We start from the raw sequence: 15901 nt of genomic DNA on the forward strand, positions 1-15901 counted from the left end.
CCTACTGCTGATGGAACATTCTTTTGTGTTCCAACTTCTATTTTTTTGTTTGGGGATTTAATGAACTCAATAATCATTCTGTTCTCCTTTCTCTTTCCTGTATTTAGAAACAAAAAAGGGAACCTCTCGGCTCCCTTTAATGTATGTAGTAACTTTGTAGTTTTTAGCCGTTGCCGGTTCCTGTAGTTTTCGCAGTACCAATACCTGTCGCAGTTGAAACTTCGCCTGATGCTGGTTGAGCATAGAAGGTGTTGGAGTTATCAGTAGGTGTAACAAGTCCTTTAAATTCCAAACGAGTTAGAGAAACATCGTTTGTTAGAGCAGTAGCAATAGAATCAACTAGTCTATATGCTTGTCCTACTTGTTGGATAAGGTTTTGAGTACCAACTGTACCAGCATTGAAAGATTCAAAGCTGTAGAAGTTACCGTTACCTTGCCATACCTTATCTTTAGCAACGAGATAACCCGGAGCAATATCTGTAGAAGCAGTTGCGCCAGTTACCAATGAACCTTCGTTTGTTGAAAGGTTGTTAGAACCACGAATTGGAGGGATCGAAGAACCGTTGGTTGATGCGCCTGGCTCGTGATTTCAGGCTTTTGGCGATTTGATTGACGGTTTTTGGGGGAGCTTTTGATCTGCGTTTTGAGCAGATCGGGGACTGCTCTCCCGCTGGATGACTATGCGCTCGCGTTCAATCTTTCGAGGAAGAGGAAGCGGCGCATGTTGTAGACGATATTGGCCAGCCCGATCCTCATGGTGGCCCGGGTGATACCGACAGTTCGGATGAACAATCCCGTCTGTGATTTCTGGTCGGCAAAGACGTGCTCGACGCGCGATCGGATCACGGACTTTCCAGCATTCGATTTCTGGATATGTCGGGGCATAGGCTTGAGATGCGGCTTTTTTCTGTGAACCTTTGAGACAAAACCCTCTTTGTCCATGAAGTCCTCATTCGCTTTCGAGCGATAAGCTGTATCAGCCCAAACGCTTGAGGCCGTATTGGTTTTATCTAACAGCCCCTCTCTCAATCGCGCACCATCACTGGCGGCGGCATCCGTCGTCTTCCATTTTCGGATGAACCGAAACTTCCGGTCGATGGAGACGTGGGATTTGTAGCCAAAGAACGGGATGGCGAGATCGCTCGACGGTATGGTTCCATCGTCCTGCCGCTTCGCCTTCGTGAACTTAAGTGTCCATCGTGCATGACGATCCTTATGCGACATCTTTGCGGGCTTGTCCTGCCAGTCTTCTGGAATACGTCCTGCCCGGAGATCCGCTTTCTCAGCCTTCGTATTGCGCTGCTTTGGAGCAGCCACCAGTGTTGCATCCAGGATCTGGCCGGACATCGGGAGATAACCGGCGTTCCGCAGGGTCGCGTCAAATCGGTCAAACAGCCTTTCAATGGCACCCGCCTGTGTCAAACGCTCACGAAACAGCCAGACCGTTTTGGCATCCGGCACGCGGTCCGACAGCCCCAATCCCAGAAAGCGCATGAACGACAGGCGGTCGTTGATCAGATACTCTGTCCGTTCATCAGACAAAGTGTTCAACGTCTGGATGACCAGAATTTTGAACATCAGCACCGGATCAAACGGCGGACGTCCGCCTTTACTTCCGTCTGAATAGGCCAGAGCCAGCTCCAGATCAGGGCGGAACACCTCAAAATCCACAGTCCGGGAAAAGGCCTCCAGCTGATCGCCAAGCCCGCTCAGCCGAGCAAGGCGCTCTTCAACATCAAAGAAACCAGGCTGCTTCATCTTCCACCATCCCCAATCAACGCCGAAGAAATGGAATCACACAGAACAGCTCAGAGCCAAGGGTTTTTCGAACCCTCCAATTTCAATACCGAAGAAGCCACCATCAAGAATGTTTCCAAGTGAATAATCACCAGTCATCATTGCTCTTGAGCGTAGTTTACCCAAAACTGTTTCTGGAAGAATCAACACTAGATCAGAATATTCACCAGCTTGTCTCATGACAGCTTGTGCGTTCATAACCATATCTGAAAATTGTTGAACGATAGAAAAAGAAGTTGCTGTATCGTTTCCAGTTAATGAACTGAAATCAGAAGTTGAAATGTTCTGTGTTTCTGATGTGTAACCTTTAAAACCAAGTGGTGATAGAGTACCATCAGTACCGTTAAGAATGATTTGTTCAACAATCAACTTGTGACGTGTTTGCATTTCTTCTGCGATAAGGTCTTCAAGAATACCACCAGAGAAGTGCAATGCTTGAGCAGTTGTATTGATGATAGAACCGTAGAACTTACCTTCAAGGTTCTTAACGTCAGTACCGATTGAAGTAGTTGAGATCAAACCGTTTTCAAGATTGAAAGAACCAGTTGAACCACTGATCATTCTTGGAGCAATAAGGTTGTTATTCTCAAGTTGAACTTGTCTTAGAACACCGTTAGTTACGATACCCTTGTTCAAAAGTGGGATTAACATATCTGGTCTGTAGTTAGGTGCTTGGAAGTTCAAGGAACCCACTGTCATTGGAGATGCTTTGATTTGTGTATCAAATGCTTCTCTGCCGTATGATTTAATGAATCTTTCTTGTGCGCCTTTAACGCCAACAGAAGGATTTTCAGCCCATGCTCTATAAGCAAGGTGACGAGCAGCACATTTAAGCGCATTGCCCATATCTGCTTTTTGTCCGACATAATGAACTGGATTGATCTTTAAAGACTTTTCAGAAGCTTCAACTTCTTCTGGGTCGATATCATCTTCTTTATCTTCTGCGTCTTCGATCTCTTTGATTCTTTTAGCAAGTTTAGACGCTTTTGATTCTAGTTCGTCTGCTTCTGCTTCCTTATCAGCACAATCTTCACCGTTTAGAATTGCTTCGTCAATGTCGTCAGTAAGTTCTTTTCTACGAGCATTAATATCACTTAGTTTCTTCTTAAATTCTTTTATGGAAACTGCCATAAATGTTTTTCTCCTATAATGTTTTTTCCTTTTCGAAAAGGTTTTGTTTATTTAGTAGATTGAAATTTTACGTTTTCTATTGATATTCAGTTTTAGTTGTTTTTCACTTACTGAATCATCTTGAACTTTTTTATCTTCTTCTAATTCGGTTTCTTCTGAATCGTTTTCTGATATGTCTTGTTCTTCTTGTTTATTTAGTGAACGCTCTATCACTAATGCTTCTTGGTTACATGGTATTGTAACAATACTAAATTCCGTTAGTTCTGTTTTAAGGTAGTTAATTCCGCCTTCGTCATTGAACTCGAATTCAAGTGGTCTGAAACCAATTGAAACGGCGTTTAAGAATCCTTGTTTTACAAGCTGCTTAACTGCCTCTGCTCTTGGTCCTGCTAACGGAACATCCCCATCAACATATTCGATAGTTGCTTCCCACCCATTTCCAACTCTTTTTAGTTCCGTACATTTAGCAATAGGGAACTCGTCTGATTTATGGTTTTCAAGAACTACTGGATTATTCAAGTAGTTTGTTATGATCAATCCATCAGGATCAACAATATCAGCAACTCTATCTTGTGCGTCCGTTGTTATGATGAATGTTGATGTGTTGTCGTCAAAAGATGATATTTGGAAGTCTTTAGTAACTACTGGATTATCCATGTATTTTTCTTGTTTTAGATTCTCCCTAAACGCCTTTGTTGTATAGATGTTATTCTTCATCCTTTTTTGGTTCTCCTATGTTGTGTGATCCTGTTCCGTCCTGTTGGGCTGTGTAGGTAGGTGAAAGGAACGTATTGCCTTGCCCGTCTGGGATTGGTGCGTATCCTTCAAGTTCTCTAACTTCGTCCTTGCTCATAAATCCGTTTGTGATTGCGATTGCGTAATATTGTCCACGCTCAAGCATGTCTGGAATTACAAGTTCATTGAAATCAAACTCGAACTTTATCTTGTTAAAGTCTGATCTAAACAAAATCTTTGTGTTAAACTGTTGTTCAATCTGTTTTGTAATACAGCTTAAAGCACCATTTACATATGATCTTTCTTGCTGAGATAAGTTCGCTGCTTTTTCTGAATCACCAAACCCTAACTTATGAAGTGGTACACCATACATTCTAGCAATGTCTTTTGTAATTTGTTCTCTTGCTTCAAGAAGTTGAAGATCAACAGGTGATGCGCCCGTGTTAACGAAATCAACTCCGGATGGAACAACAGGTATTTTACCTGCGTTAGTTACTGATTGTTGTGACCTATTCCAGTTTTCCTGAAGTTGATCTTGTTTGTTTGAGTTAATTTTTGTTCCTTCTTGAACTTTCAAATATCCCTGAAAGTAAGAACCGTTGTTGAATGCTCGCGCTGCTGTTTCCTGCGCTGCCAATCCCAACCCAAACACTTCACCAGCAAGATTAATCGGGCTATTGCCTCTTGTTGTATCAACAATGTTGATGGACTGGATATGGATCATATCCTCTTCTCTTATTCTTCTGTTGATTCCTTTTTCTGACTTAATGGAAGTTCTGTAATCAGACAGAAGTCTTTCGGTGACATGATAAACTCTATCACCGTTGTTTTTTTCTTCTATGTTAACATTCCACGGATCAACAGGAACTAAGTTGATTGCTGCTCCTGTTTTATCTCTTATAATAACAACATATCCATTTCCAGAAACCATGTACGCAAATACAAGCGTTTGAAGCATTGTAAGTGTTGTCTGTCTTTTGTTCGGAAAGGCCAGAAGTTCTAAGTAAGGCGTGTTCTCAAGATTTTTCCATCCGCCATTGTCTGACTTCTTGACGTTGATGGGCAATCCAGAAATGTCTTTTGTTATCAGGTTGATACATGTGTAAGCCGCTGATAATTGAAGGACCGTTCTTTCTGTGACGGTCACACCGCTTGCTGTTGTCTGTCCAATAATTCCCGGCAGAAAGGACAAATTATCAAGTGGTACTTGTGGAATGGTACCCGCATCGGCTTTTGTTTTTGGCTCATGCTTTTGTGGTTTAGCCCATTCAGAAACAGCCTGTTTTTTAATTCTTTCAAATAATGCCATTTAGTTCTCCGTTTTATATTCTCCTATTTAATGTTGTTCCTAAAATACTTATGAGCAATGTTAGCATTATAATATTTGAATTCACCTTGATCATCTTTTGATCTAAGAACATCATATATGATCTGCTGTTCAAGTTCTGTGTAGTTACATTCTGTTCTGGTCCTATGGATTGTCAGAATTTCTTTCTTAAAATTTTCCATACCAAACATTTGAATATCTTGTGTAAGTGACTCACATGACCCTGAGTACGTTTTCCAGTCGCTTATTTGTTTAGTTTTTTTCTTTTTACCTTTTATAATTTTAGTTCTTTTTGAGTAAACGAACTTCTTTCCGATATACTTTTTGTTAGTGATTAGGTTTGTTATTAAGTAAACAAAACCTTCACTTTCTAGTATATCTTTTTCAGTTATATCCTTTGGTAATATCCATTCCATATAATACTCCTTTTTGGAGTATTTAAGGAATCAGACTAGTCCTGAACCCATTGTAGGTGTTCTTGCTTGTTTTATAGTAGGAGCATTAATTTTAACGCCACTAGAACTATCTGTTTTAGCCGAAGCGGTCATTCCTTGTGGTGCGTTATTGAAGTTCACATCAATGGAATGTTGCCACGCTAACGCCTTTTGTGTGCGCCATTGCTTTTCTTGTCCAAGTGCGTCTGCTGACCTTTCGTTCAGTTTGTTCACTAAACCAGCCGCATCACTAACAGACATATCCTTGTTTTTAAGCATCATCTGATATTGCTTTTGTGCGCCTCCATCGCCGTGCTGCATCTCCCATACAGCGGCCTTCACTTGGTCATTATAACCCGCTGTACGCACATCAACGCCTGTCCCTTTATAAATCTGCTCCACGCGGTCTTTGTGCCATTGCATCAAACCAAACGCTTTCCCTCCATCCCCTCTTGCTGAGGCGTTGAAGTTTGATTCCTGCGCTATGTTCCCCATAAAGCCCGTAGCTTGGTTCTTCGTAAGGCCAGCGTTCATCAGTTGCTGTTGTAGATACTGCGCTCTTCCTGCTCTTTGCTTGTCATTCAGAATTTCAGGGTGAGGTGTTGAAAGCCAGTCACCAGCCATCGCGCCAGCTTTACCACCAAGCCACGCACCCGCCGCACCACCTGCTACTGTTCCTGCTGGCCCTAGAACTGATCCAAGTGCGCCACCTGCTACCGCACCAACGGCTTGCCCTATATGCTTTCCGTATGCTTCGTGCCTGTCATAAGTGTTCTGAATTTTGGAATCTTGGAACAAGTCATATCCGGTCTTTATGACGCCAAGCACGGCGGCAATTCTGGTCAGTCCTTTCAGAACTCCACCAAGAAAACCCAACATTCCTGAACCTGCTTTTAGTCCTACGAAATCCTTTAATTTTCCAAAGACTGAAAGTTTGCCGATATTGGATAATGCGGAGAACAGTTTGATTGCGCCTATTGCTGCTCCGCCAAACCAACTAGCCAGCTTCAAGCCGATTAGGATTTCAACAATCCCTTTGAAGCCGCCAAGCCATTTGTACCACTCAGCGATTTTGTCACCGACGCCTTTCCAATCTACCTTTTGAAGCCAATCAGCCAGCTTCATCACACCATCAACAATTGCGTTAATCGCTTTGTCTGCTTGTGGTCCAGCTAACCAATTTGCGAACTTGTCGAGTAGTGGAGATAGCTTAGGAGCTAGTCTTCCTATAATTGTTTGTGTAACGCCATTTACGGCAGTCAGAACGCCTTGATATGACTCTCTGAGTTTGTTGGCGTTCTTTACGTTGTCCTCGTTATATCTTCCTAAAAATTTTGCTCTCTGTTCTGCTTGTTCAACCTGCTTTGAACTCATTCCCATATAGTCAGTCGTGCCAAGCATCTTTTGGGAAAGTTGTCTCAAGATAGCAGGATCAACATCACCCGCTGTTAGGTGGTTATGAACGTAATCAAGCGTTCTGTTTCTGACTGTGGTTGCTGAATCACGCTGTGAGAGATGAAGCTTTTGATAGATGGTTTGAAGGTCTCCATCACCGCCAAATCTCATTGAAAGTTGGTTGTTCTGAATTGTTTGAAGCATGTTCCCCATCGAACTGGAGCCAGTGCCAAGCAATCTTCCTGCGTCCTGTAATGTTTGTAGTTTGTTTGTAGCTACTCCAAGAGATGCTGCTGTTCTCTGGATTTCGTTAGAAAGGGCAGCAAACTGCCTTGTTGTCGCAATGATGCCAGCGATTGAACCCATACCAAACAAGCCAGCGAATAGCTTACCGGCTTTTTCAATGGGGTTTAGAAGTGCTGTGGTTTGCTGATGTAGCTTTGATATTCGTGTTACCTTACCGAACCTATCCATCTGCTTCTGTAGCTGATCCATAGGTTTTCTTGCTGCGGCTATTTGCGCGTTTATCTTTGCTAGTCCTGATGATGCGTTATCCACCAAACCAACAGAAAGTTTAAATGATCCTTGTTGTGCCATTCGTTACTCCATAATCTTTAGGAGTATTTAGAGACGCAAAAGCCCTCTAACCGAATTGCTAGAGGGCTTTTATGTGAAATGATGAACAGTGTGGCCAAATGTGAGAAACGCCACATTTTTATTTAGCTAATCTCTCCATAACTCTTGTTACTGCCAGTGCGATTTCATCAAGAATTATATCTCTTAGTTCTTCTTGGTCTAAGAAAGATTGCGCGTGTATGTTCAAATCAGGAAGTTCGTTTGTTCTGTTAAGTGCTATGTCCATTTCATACTGAATTTCTTCTGGTATTTCTAATGATCTTAGTTTTCTGTTTCGCTTAATAGCATTTTCAATCCATTCCGCTTGTTTTTGTGTAAGAGAGCCATAGTTAGAGAAATTTCTTTCTAGGTCTTGAGGTATCTTTCTGTAGTTCTCTTGTGTGTTGTCTATTACGTTTTTAAAAAATTCATCTACTGTCATATATGACTCCTTAAATTATCTTATTTTAGATTTGTAAGTTTTGTTCTTACTGAATTATTTAAAGTCAATATTCTTTTAGTTAACTACTAAGTTTATAAGGAATTAAATACTAGAAATCATTAGGAGTAAAAAATGGAACAACAATTAAATGCGCTATGCGTTATGGAAGTTAAAAGACTAACTTCTGAGCTATCAGGAAACAAACAAGCATTAGTATCTTTATACAGGTCTTACCCTGATTTTTCTAAAATGTATGAACAGTTCAGTTCTGATAAAACAGGAACATATGATCTTCTTTGTTCATTATGCGCTGCTTACATAGCATGTTCGAACAACTTAATCAGTGATCGAAAAGCAGTTGAGTTATATCAGGAGTTGAAAGCAGAATATGAAGAAAAAGAAGATACCAGTTTGGAAGCCAAAGAAGTTGGTAGTTCAACAGAAACCGAAAATTGAAACTGAACAAAGAACTGTTAACAAACAACAGTATGATCATAAATGGCGAGAAGTTTCTAAGACATTTAGAAAGAACAATCCGTTCTGCGTCGAATGTCTTAAATCAGGAGTTTATAACTCACAGCATTTGCATGTTGATCATATTGTTCCGTTAGTTGAAAAGCCTGAGTTGAAGTATGAATTGTCTAACTTACAGGTGTTATGTCGGCCTTCGGGTCGCCATTCTATGCGCTTCGCACCACTCCAAAAAGACATATCGAGAAACACTAGGTCAGTCTTTGGCTAAGAAAAAACCCACTTAGAATTGCTCTAGTGGGTTTCTTTTTGGCTGCATCTTTTCATATGTCTCATACCATTGGTTGATTTCTGGAAGAGGTGCGTTCCAAAGTGAAAGTGGGTCTTGCTTGTGTTGGTAAGGCCATTTCATCAGCACGATTAACTGTTGAATAGCCTGGTCGATCTCAAGCCATTGTTCAGCAGTTATTCCGCTGTAGGTGTGATAAACCCCAAAACCGCATTTGCTACTGGTTCTGGTAGTTCCATAAACTCCTCAATTGTTAAGCCAGTCTTTTTAACTGCCAGTTTAACCATTGAGTTAAATGAATCTTTTGTTGATGGGTTTTCAGGAAGTGCTTCAATCAACAAATATCTGTCTTGGAATGCTGGTGCTTGAACTGTTAAAGACTTAATTTTTCTTTGTGTGCTTTTAAATTCGACCTCTTTGAATGTAAATGTTTTTTCTATTTCATACTTAATTTCCATATGTTTCTCCTTTTATGATGTTTTTGTATGTGCTTCTCAATTCTGATTGGGACTTGTTCCTATTTTCTTTTATCTTTTCTATCCGTTTTGTTAGCTCTTTTGTTTTGTTTTGTTCTAAAACTACTTCGTTATATGTACGAACAAATATTTTTATCTTTTCTAGTTCTGAGGCAGTAGAATTTCTAACTGATTCATGGGCGCATTTGATTGGATCAAGTGCTAAAATCTGCTCGTTTATGGTGTCCTGTAAATCACATGTGTTGTACTCATCATAGTATTTTACAAGACCGCCTGTAATTTCTCTAATTATTTTTGTTGAACTTTTATATTCCATATGTTTCTCCTAGTATGGTTTGTTATGTTTTTATTTAGTATGGTTTGTTTGTGATCATATATTTTAGTTCTTCAACAAACTCACTAAAATCAATATTTGTTTGTTGATGTGTATATTCAAGTGTGTTTAAATCAAGAAGAATATTAGGGTACATTCCACATTCTAATTTTCTAATAATGTAATGGCAATTAATCTCTAAAATGGAGTTCTGTATATATGCTGTTACATCATTATTGAGTAAAATTCGTATAGTTGTATCGAAATATGGATAGTATATTGAACTGATTTTTCCTTGTGGTCTTTGCCCTTTTAGATAAACCATTTCATGGTCATGTTCATCTGTATGAACCAATCTCCATATAAGTTCGTGTAGTTCTTGATTATACAAAACAAGTTCTTCACATTTTAAGGTTTTGTAGAATATTTCTTCTTCTGTCATTTTCTAATCTCTCATGTTGTTCATCATGTGAGTATTTATTCGGTCATGAATATCTTCTGTTCAGCGAGCCTTCTTATGAGAAGTCCTTGAACTTGTTTACCACCAGCATGACACCACAAAGGGAATTGCTCAGAAGCTGCTTGCTTCTCCGATAGCTGTAGGAGCGCCCACAAATGAGACGTGAACAGCGCGTTTAATCCTAAGTTGTAGGCAAAATCAGAGAGTGCGATCAGTTCGTTCTGTGAGAGCGTGGAGTGAGCTTTCTGGGTGATGGCGCTCCATATAAGCTCTAACCTACTGGACAGCTCTGTACGAGCTTCTATGAGGGTCATGGAGGTGTCTGCTGTTATGTCAGGGCCTGTGAACCCATAGCCACATGTCCATATGCCCGTGATGTCTTGATAGGCTTGCGCTCTGAATCCTTCGTACTTCTCTACTAATTCTATAAGTTCAATTGGTATGCTCATTAAAAAACCTTCAAGTTGTTATTCATGAAGGTATTTAAGTTTCTTATTTTGCGTTCAGTGAGCCTTTGATTTCTGAAATGGTAACTCTTAAATCACATATTGCTTCTGTCATTGCTTTAGTAGCTTCCGTTGACTGTCCCATTAAATCATCTAGTTTCTTTTCTCTTTCATCTAGTTTTTTGTTAGCAGTTCCTAGATTAACTAATAGGAAAAATATGAATCCAAGTAGGAAACATACAACCACCAAAGGTCCACCTGCTAAAATTGCTTTTGCTGCTAATGCTAAAAGATCATCCATTTAAATCTCCGTATCGTTTGTTGTACAACACGGATATTTAATGGGATGATTTTGTTTTATAAGTTATGTGTTTATGTCAATAATAAAATGAACTATTTCTGTTTAAATGATACTTTTTCCAAGTGATCCATTTTCATGCTTTATAAACCTCCAGTCTTGTTGATATGGATTAGCTGCTTCCTGAATTTGTCTCTGAAAAAGTTCCTGTTCAGTCTTGAAAAACTCAATATGATCAGGGTTTACGCAGTGTTCATTATGACAAGTGTTGAAGTAAAATTCTTCACCCAACCACTTTGAAATTTCTTCTGATGATAAAGTTACATCATTGATCTGGTTCCATATCCAACATGGCGTTGATAGAACCGATGATGTTTTTACTGTGTTTTCTATCAAGAAACACAGTAGGTTACAGCGACGTGCGTTTGATCCGTACTTAACAACAAACTCTTTTTGACAATTTGAGCATATTCTAATTTGTGGTTTCATTCATTTCTCCTTGTTTTCTTTTTGTTTTTTCAAGAATTCCTTCATATCATGTATTTTTTTAATATTTTTTGGTTCGGTTTCAACTAAATCAACTAAACCGTTGTAAGTGATATAGTTTCTTTTTGAAACCGTAGTAACGGAGTAGTCAATCTTAGAATCAGTCGATAGTCTCTTAAAATCTGCAAGAAATATTCTTATGTTTGATGCTTTAGCTGATTTAGTGGCGAACTTGTTTGCCCATGTTTGAAATTCTTCAAAATAATCTTTTGCCATTACACGTCCGGTAAACTCTTGTCCGTACTTGGTATCTTCTATCCACATTTCAACATCAGATTTTGCTCTGTTTTCTTCAACTATTTCAGCAAGTTCGTTTTCATATTTCATAAGTGGAGATTCTAAGTTTTCATTAACTGAGTTCCATAGAGCAACCATGTTTTCGTAAATTATATCTCTTGCATCACGTAAATCTTTTGATATTTCTAATGTAAAGTATAATGGGAAAAATCTTCTACCACCTGTTTCATCTGAAACAACTCCCATATAAGAATTGTTTGTAGCACCAATACATGTTGTGCAATTCCAAATTGTTTTTCTTTGAGAAGTACCAAGAACACGACCAGATATAGTTGTTGATGTGATATTATCTTTTGCTTTATTCCATTCTGTTTTATCACCTCGTGCCATTTCATCGATGAACACAACATAATTGTAAAACAAATCTATAGACCGTGTATCACCAAGTTCTGACATTGAGGATTTTGTTGATAAGAAATCAAGTGGTTTGATTAACTGTTCAATGAAGTATGTTTTACCCGTACCTTGAGGACCAACAAAGATTGGCATTATAATTTTTGATGGAATTTCACCAAGAATTTTTCTTTTAACTGAGTGAATAAAGTTTTGAAGAACGGCTATAACAAGTTCTCGATTGTTTTCTGGATGATTAAAACATGAGTCGTAAAGTTTGTTCCACAAGTCTTCTTCACGAACTACTCTTGATTTTGGAGCAGAATATGCCAACTCACTGATTGTTTCAGCCATAATTTGTGTTTTACGACCCTTAACAATTTCATTTAGATATTTGATGATGATCGGGTGACTATAATGAGTAAATCCCATATCAATTGCTTCAAAAAGAATAGCATCAGCATAATCAATAATGCCTCTATCATTCGCTTTATTGCGAATAGCTTTTCCTTCTGGTGATTTTAAATCGAGATCACTAACATATGTTACATGATTGCCTACTAAGATTGGTGCTGTGCTGTGAATTGTGTCGTTAGATTGTGGAACTAAATTATACTTGTTACAATATGCTCTAACTAAGTCTCCTTCATTCGAGATTGTAGTGCCATATTTTTCTATACATTTTAGTTTGATTTTTACTCTTGATATATCTTTATCAGTGATTTTTCTTATAGTTTTAAGAACTTGAAATTGTTGAAAATGCTCTAATTCATCTGGAAATGACAAAATCATTTCTATTAAGAGTGAATTATCAGCACCATTTGCAATGCCTTCTGTTACCGATTGTGCTAATGTTTTTTCTGTCATTTAAGACTCCTTTAAATTATTTGTTGTGCAAGAAACACAAAACCCCATTCAGAGTGTGGATTTCTGAATGGGGTTTTTCACAAATAATTTAAACATGAAGAAATAATGTTTTTATTTCTTCTTCTTTTATTTAGCAATGATAACATAAAGCATTATCGTTAACTATAATCATCTGTGAAAAATGATCCAATTCAAAGTTTCCACACTTTCGGTTCATTTCGTTTTCTTATTTTTATTTAGCAGTTAAACAGTGAATTTAACTTCTATGTTTATAATTTAGCGTATTATTTAATTTTGTGTCATTATTATTTTCTTGATGTGACCTGAAATCGCAAGTCACACTAGAATTACTTCTTATTTATCCGGAAAGCGGAATATGTCTGATTTTCCCTAAAAAATGACTGTTTTGGTGTGACTTGCGATTTCAGGTCACACCTAAGTCACACCGCAAGTCACACCGGTCACATCTTCATTTTACCTAAAAAAAGACTGAAATAGGGTAATTTTAAACAATTTTGCGTACTTTTTTAGTAAATTTAACCCATTTCCACTATATTTTAAGTTAGATGTGACCGGTGTGACTTGGTGTGACCTGAAATAGTAGCTGTAGGATTCTACAAAAACTTTTTCTGTGGCACTCGATATATCGGTCACACCAAGTCACATCGTCACACCTAGCACTACGATAAAATTCTCTATTATTGTTTTCGCGCAGAAAGATGCTCGTATAGGCCGATTATACGAGCATTGTCTTATGCAACACGCATTTCCTGAACCGAGGTTTTCTTAATAAGACCGGTCTCTAAATACGATTCAATTGTTAAAAATTAAATGTTTCGATTAGTTGTTTCTGAACTTCTGGATCACTCGGATTTTTACCATCGAATGCATTCCATTTGGAATCAGCTTTTTTAAGCTCGATGATAGGATTCAAGGCATCCTTAAAAGACAACTGAGCAGATAGTTGTTCGCCTATCATAACTTGGTACTTCGCTGTAGCGTCTTTATACACAAACAGCATCTCATACATATAATCGCTGGCGCAGTGACCATCACACATTGCGCCTATAACCACACCATCCTTCTGAAAATAAATCCCCTCAGGAAATTGAGGTGAGATAAATCTTGCGTCGTCATCTGAGGGAGTAACAACCCCAGATTGCCAAGCTGATTTATAGATTTCGGGAATTTCAAAAAGCCACGTTTTAAAAGACATATTACGTCCCCTTCATTCAGAAGCTCCTATTATACCACATACTCACAAAAAAGCCCTTATGACTGGAACATAAGGGCTTTCATGTAAATTAATATCTAAGGTGACTTCTATAATGTCATTTCTATTTATCTCTCTAAATACATATAATAACTTGAGAAGAAAAATATGACAAACACATTTCTACCAGTGAATGGTATTTCTAACTTAACAGTACTATATGGGTTTGATAATGGGATAACTACAAACCCAACATTGAACACTCTTTTTTCACGAAAGAGAGAAAAGAAAAGACTAACGATATCTAGTAATAACCAAAACACTTTTAATGTTATCTATAATTCAAATCAAGAGATTGATGTTTACTTAAACGGTCTTCTTTTGGATGAAGAAACTGCATACTCTTTTTCTAATGGAGATACTCTAACTTTGGATAGTAGTTTATCTAGTTCAATTTCAACTGACGATGTACTGTACGTTGTACTATATTGAGGAATCTTTATGAAAGTGAAAATTATAAAAAGACGGATAAAAAATTCAGTTCCTAGAAAAAATTTGTACCCATGTAAAAAATGCGGAAAACTTATAGTGGGAAAAAAATTCTGCTCTATAGAATGCTCTATAAAAGAAAGAATTTACTATAAAGATGGTTGTATCTTTTTAAAAAATAAGAAAAAAAATCAGTCCGTATGGTATGATGGAAAATTTTATCAGGTTAAACAGTTTTTGTTTAGATTACACTTCTCCTACAATTTCACTAAGTCATTATATCTAAACAATACATGTAAGAACGTTAAATGTGTTAATCCTGAACATGCTAGTCACATTCAGAAATAACAACATACTCATATCCCTGTTCATCTAACAGGAACAGTTCATAATCACACATACAAACTAGAACTTCACATACTAAAACTAACTTCATCATACTGAACCCTCCAAGTTCGTATGAACAAACATATGCTCTTGAAAACACGTAATCCACCTAAAAATTACGTAAATTACGTGTTTGACTATATCTTTTAGTGATATTAGAACAAGGATATGAACTTAGATAAGTTCATACAAACCTTGGAGGGTTAGAAACTAATATGTCAGTAGATCAGAACACACTAGCGCACTTCACAGGATCAGAAGGTCTTTATAAGTGCGCTAGATGGAATGTAACTGATGGAGTTAAGTACCTAATAGACAATGGAGCAGCATGGATATGTGATGTGGTGTTCTCATATCAGGCAGAGAGAAAAGTCAGACTTGAGCCATTCCAGTCATGGACCTTCACATGTGATCTTGAAAAACAAACATGCGATGTTCTGGCTACTGATGGGAATGACACTCGCTTGGCAAAGCAGCATGTCCCCTACACAGACCTTACAGTCTCTGAGATAAAGCTTTATCTTGTGGATGGTGTTCTAATGCTCTCAAGCGAGTACTGAGCGCCGGAATAAGATGGTGAATGAATCATTCACCATCTTAATAACCCAAAAAGCATTCACTTTTTACTATTGTTTTCATCTTGCTTTTTTATTTCTTCTATACAAGAATAAAAATCATTAAGCGTCTCTTTATAACCACTTAAACTTATATCAATATTGTTTTTATACATTCCTAACATATTTGTTGTTTTTATATCTTTACTAGATATGTTAATGTTTTCATACATTTGAAGTTCGTCAACAATATCACTTAGTGTTTTTAAGCCAGAATCGTTTGATAGAGTAACTTCATTATTATCGTAACTAACTACGCTATCACTGAAAATTCTAGTTTTATCTCCATATTTTAGTAAAAATGATAAGTCATTTTTAACATAAGAAGAGTCTTTAATAGTCAGATCAATTGTTGATCCAAAACCTTCTGTATAGGCAAACCTAATCGATATATCCGCCTCTCTGTTACCTATAATAGCGCAACCATTTATATAATCGCCTTGATTTAAGGTAAAAGATTCCCATCGACCGTGTTTAACAACTGAATCGGCATAAGCAGAAGGAACGCCAAACAAGCACGCTCCTA

General features: G+C 38.0%; 21 protein-coding genes. 4 read left to right on the top strand and 17 right to left on the bottom strand.

Translation table 11 applies throughout. From position 1 onward, the window contains the following. Positions 1-163 precede the first annotated feature (163 nt). The 8 genes from M2305_RS15890 to M2305_RS15925 form a co-directional block, all read right to left on the bottom strand. Positions 164-505: a hypothetical protein gene (locus M2305_RS15890; RefSeq protein WP_264650016.1), complete on the bottom strand. Its 342-nt coding sequence runs from the start codon at positions 503-505 to the stop codon at positions 164-166. 173 nt (positions 506-678) lie between these two features. Then, on the bottom strand, positions 679-1758 hold the full coding sequence (locus M2305_RS15895) for an IS5 family transposase (protein WP_015075063.1): 1080 nt from the start codon (positions 1756-1758) through the stop codon (positions 679-681). Positions 1759-1794: 36 nt separating this feature from the next. Next, entirely contained in the window at positions 1795-2928 is a 1134-nt protein-coding gene (locus M2305_RS15900) for a hypothetical protein (RefSeq protein WP_264650017.1), read from the bottom strand. 51 nt (positions 2929-2979) lie between these two features. Next, on the bottom strand, positions 2980-3645 hold the full coding sequence (locus M2305_RS15905) for an HK97 family phage prohead protease (RefSeq protein WP_264650018.1): 666 nt from the start codon (positions 3643-3645) through the stop codon (positions 2980-2982). Continuing rightward, positions 3635-4972 (bottom strand): phage portal protein, encoded by a 1338-nt coding sequence (locus M2305_RS15910; RefSeq protein WP_264650019.1) that lies wholly within the window; start codon positions 4970-4972, stop codon positions 3635-3637. The genes M2305_RS15905 and M2305_RS15910 overlap by 11 nt, the downstream gene beginning before the upstream one ends. 23 nt (positions 4973-4995) lie before the next feature. After that, positions 4996-5406 (bottom strand): hypothetical protein, encoded by a 411-nt coding sequence (locus M2305_RS15915; protein ID WP_211514763.1) that lies wholly within the window; start codon positions 5404-5406, stop codon positions 4996-4998. Between the two features lie 30 nt (positions 5407-5436). Beyond that, the gene (locus M2305_RS15920) at positions 5437-7416 is read right to left on the bottom strand and encodes a phage tail tip lysozyme (protein ID WP_264650020.1); all 1980 of its coding nucleotides are present in this window, start codon (positions 7414-7416) and stop codon (positions 5437-5439) included. A 118-nt stretch (positions 7417-7534) separates the two neighbouring features. Next, positions 7535-7876, bottom strand: a complete 342-nt coding sequence (locus M2305_RS15925; RefSeq protein WP_264650021.1) for a hypothetical protein — start codon at positions 7874-7876, stop codon at positions 7535-7537. Between the two features lie 132 nt (positions 7877-8008). Between M2305_RS15925 and M2305_RS15930 the strand changes: the two genes are divergently transcribed. Continuing rightward, a complete protein-coding gene (locus tag M2305_RS15930) occupies positions 8009-8332 on the top strand; it encodes a hypothetical protein (protein ID WP_264650022.1) in 324 nt (107 codons plus the stop codon). Then, entirely contained in the window at positions 8265-8618 is a 354-nt protein-coding gene (locus M2305_RS16390; protein ID WP_408871499.1) for an HNH endonuclease, read from the top strand. Before M2305_RS15930 ends, M2305_RS16390 begins: the two co-directional genes overlap by 68 nt. Before the next feature lie 194 nt (positions 8619-8812). Here M2305_RS16390 and M2305_RS15935 read toward each other — a convergent pair whose 3' ends face one another. The 8 genes from M2305_RS15935 to M2305_RS15970 all read right to left on the bottom strand — a co-directional run bounded on the left by M2305_RS15935 (position 8813) and on the right by M2305_RS15970 (position 13888). Further along, positions 8813-9094, bottom strand: coding sequence for a hypothetical protein (locus tag M2305_RS15935; protein ID WP_264650023.1), 282 nt, complete (start codon positions 9092-9094; stop codon positions 8813-8815). Then, positions 9084-9428 carry a hypothetical protein gene (locus M2305_RS15940; protein ID WP_264650024.1) on the bottom strand — a complete coding sequence of 115 codons (345 nt, stop codon included), beginning with the start codon at positions 9426-9428 and terminating at the stop codon, positions 9084-9086. The genes M2305_RS15935 and M2305_RS15940 overlap by 11 nt, the downstream gene beginning before the upstream one ends. A gap of 34 nt (positions 9429-9462) precedes the next feature. Continuing rightward, complete coding sequence (locus M2305_RS15945) at positions 9463-9867, bottom strand: hypothetical protein (RefSeq protein WP_264650025.1); 405 nt, start codon at positions 9865-9867, stop codon at positions 9463-9465. A 35-nt stretch (positions 9868-9902) separates the two neighbouring features. Continuing rightward, entirely contained in the window at positions 9903-10334 is a 432-nt protein-coding gene (locus M2305_RS15950; RefSeq protein WP_264650026.1) for a lysozyme, read from the bottom strand. A 43-nt stretch (positions 10335-10377) separates the two neighbouring features. Beyond that, the gene (locus tag M2305_RS15955; protein WP_211514771.1) at positions 10378-10632 is read right to left on the bottom strand and encodes a hypothetical protein; all 255 of its coding nucleotides are present in this window, start codon (positions 10630-10632) and stop codon (positions 10378-10380) included. A 102-nt stretch (positions 10633-10734) separates the two neighbouring features. Next, complete coding sequence (locus tag M2305_RS15960; protein WP_264650027.1) at positions 10735-11118, bottom strand: hypothetical protein; 384 nt, start codon at positions 11116-11118, stop codon at positions 10735-10737. Then, complete coding sequence (locus M2305_RS15965; RefSeq protein WP_264650028.1) at positions 11119-12672, bottom strand: virulence-associated E family protein; 1554 nt, start codon at positions 12670-12672, stop codon at positions 11119-11121. An 820-nt stretch (positions 12673-13492) separates the two neighbouring features. Then, positions 13493-13888 (bottom strand): hypothetical protein, encoded by a 396-nt coding sequence (locus M2305_RS15970; protein WP_264650029.1) that lies wholly within the window; start codon positions 13886-13888, stop codon positions 13493-13495. Positions 13889-14053: 165 nt separating this feature from the next. Here M2305_RS15970 and M2305_RS15975 point away from each other — a divergent pair, with 165 nt between their 5' ends. Both M2305_RS15975 and M2305_RS15980 read left to right on the top strand, forming a co-directional pair. Next, positions 14054-14377: a hypothetical protein gene (locus tag M2305_RS15975; RefSeq protein WP_264650030.1), complete on the top strand. Its 324-nt coding sequence runs from the start codon at positions 14054-14056 to the stop codon at positions 14375-14377. Between the two features lie 599 nt (positions 14378-14976). Beyond that, positions 14977-15321 (top strand): DUF6876 family protein, encoded by a 345-nt coding sequence (locus M2305_RS15980; protein WP_264650031.1) that lies wholly within the window; start codon positions 14977-14979, stop codon positions 15319-15321. Between the two features lie 56 nt (positions 15322-15377). On the opposite strand, the gene M2305_RS15985 is transcribed toward M2305_RS15980, so the two are convergent. Then, positions 15378-15890: a hypothetical protein gene (locus tag M2305_RS15985; RefSeq protein WP_264650032.1), complete on the bottom strand. Its 513-nt coding sequence runs from the start codon at positions 15888-15890 to the stop codon at positions 15378-15380. Positions 15891-15901: the final 11 nt, after the last annotated feature.

Origin of the sequence: Gluconobacter cerinus, from assembly GCF_025961355.1 — a bacterium.
Taxonomy (GTDB): Bacteria; Pseudomonadota; Alphaproteobacteria; order Acetobacterales; family Acetobacteraceae; genus Gluconobacter; species Gluconobacter cerinus.

What these genes read in the sequence shown, in the direction of transcription:
- M2305_RS15930 (WP_264650022.1), top strand. Translation starts at nt 8,009, where the DNA reads ATGGAACAACAATTAAATGCGCTATGCGTTATGGAAGTTAAAAGACTA.
- M2305_RS15920 (WP_264650020.1), bottom strand. Translation starts at nt 7,416, where the DNA reads ATGGCACAACAAGGATCATTTAAACTTTCTGTTGGTTTGGTGGATAAC.
- M2305_RS15970 (WP_264650029.1), bottom strand. Translation starts at nt 13,888, where the DNA reads ATGTCTTTTAAAACGTGGCTTTTTGAAATTCCCGAAATCTATAAATCA.
- M2305_RS15910 (WP_264650019.1), bottom strand. Translation starts at nt 4,972, where the DNA reads ATGGCATTATTTGAAAGAATTAAAAAACAGGCTGTTTCTGAATGGGCT.
- M2305_RS15955 (WP_211514771.1), bottom strand. Translation starts at nt 10,632, where the DNA reads ATGGATGATCTTTTAGCATTAGCAGCAAAAGCAATTTTAGCAGGTGGA.
- M2305_RS15945 (WP_264650025.1), bottom strand. Translation starts at nt 9,867, where the DNA reads ATGACAGAAGAAGAAATATTCTACAAAACCTTAAAATGTGAAGAACTT.
- M2305_RS15960 (WP_264650027.1), bottom strand. Translation starts at nt 11,118, where the DNA reads ATGAAACCACAAATTAGAATATGCTCAAATTGTCAAAAAGAGTTTGTT.
- M2305_RS15895 (WP_015075063.1), bottom strand. Translation starts at nt 1,758, where the DNA reads ATGAAGCAGCCTGGTTTCTTTGATGTTGAAGAGCGCCTTGCTCGGCTG.
- M2305_RS15940 (WP_264650024.1), bottom strand. Translation starts at nt 9,428, where the DNA reads ATGGAATATAAAAGTTCAACAAAAATAATTAGAGAAATTACAGGCGGT.
- M2305_RS15935 (WP_264650023.1), bottom strand. Translation starts at nt 9,094, where the DNA reads ATGGAAATTAAGTATGAAATAGAAAAAACATTTACATTCAAAGAGGTC.
- M2305_RS16390 (WP_408871499.1), top strand. Translation starts at nt 8,265, where the DNA reads ATGAAGAAAAAGAAGATACCAGTTTGGAAGCCAAAGAAGTTGGTAGTT.
- M2305_RS15965 (WP_264650028.1), bottom strand. Translation starts at nt 12,672, where the DNA reads ATGACAGAAAAAACATTAGCACAATCGGTAACAGAAGGCATTGCAAAT.
- M2305_RS15915 (WP_211514763.1), bottom strand. Translation starts at nt 5,406, where the DNA reads ATGGAATGGATATTACCAAAGGATATAACTGAAAAAGATATACTAGAA.
- M2305_RS15905 (WP_264650018.1), bottom strand. Translation starts at nt 3,645, where the DNA reads ATGAAGAATAACATCTATACAACAAAGGCGTTTAGGGAGAATCTAAAA.
- M2305_RS15950 (WP_264650026.1), bottom strand. Translation starts at nt 10,334, where the DNA reads ATGAGCATACCAATTGAACTTATAGAATTAGTAGAGAAGTACGAAGGA.
- M2305_RS15980 (WP_264650031.1), top strand. Translation starts at nt 14,977, where the DNA reads ATGTCAGTAGATCAGAACACACTAGCGCACTTCACAGGATCAGAAGGT.
- M2305_RS15900 (WP_264650017.1), bottom strand. Translation starts at nt 2,928, where the DNA reads ATGGCAGTTTCCATAAAAGAATTTAAGAAGAAACTAAGTGATATTAAT.
- M2305_RS15975 (WP_264650030.1), top strand. Translation starts at nt 14,054, where the DNA reads ATGACAAACACATTTCTACCAGTGAATGGTATTTCTAACTTAACAGTA.
- M2305_RS15925 (WP_264650021.1), bottom strand. Translation starts at nt 7,876, where the DNA reads ATGACAGTAGATGAATTTTTTAAAAACGTAATAGACAACACACAAGAG.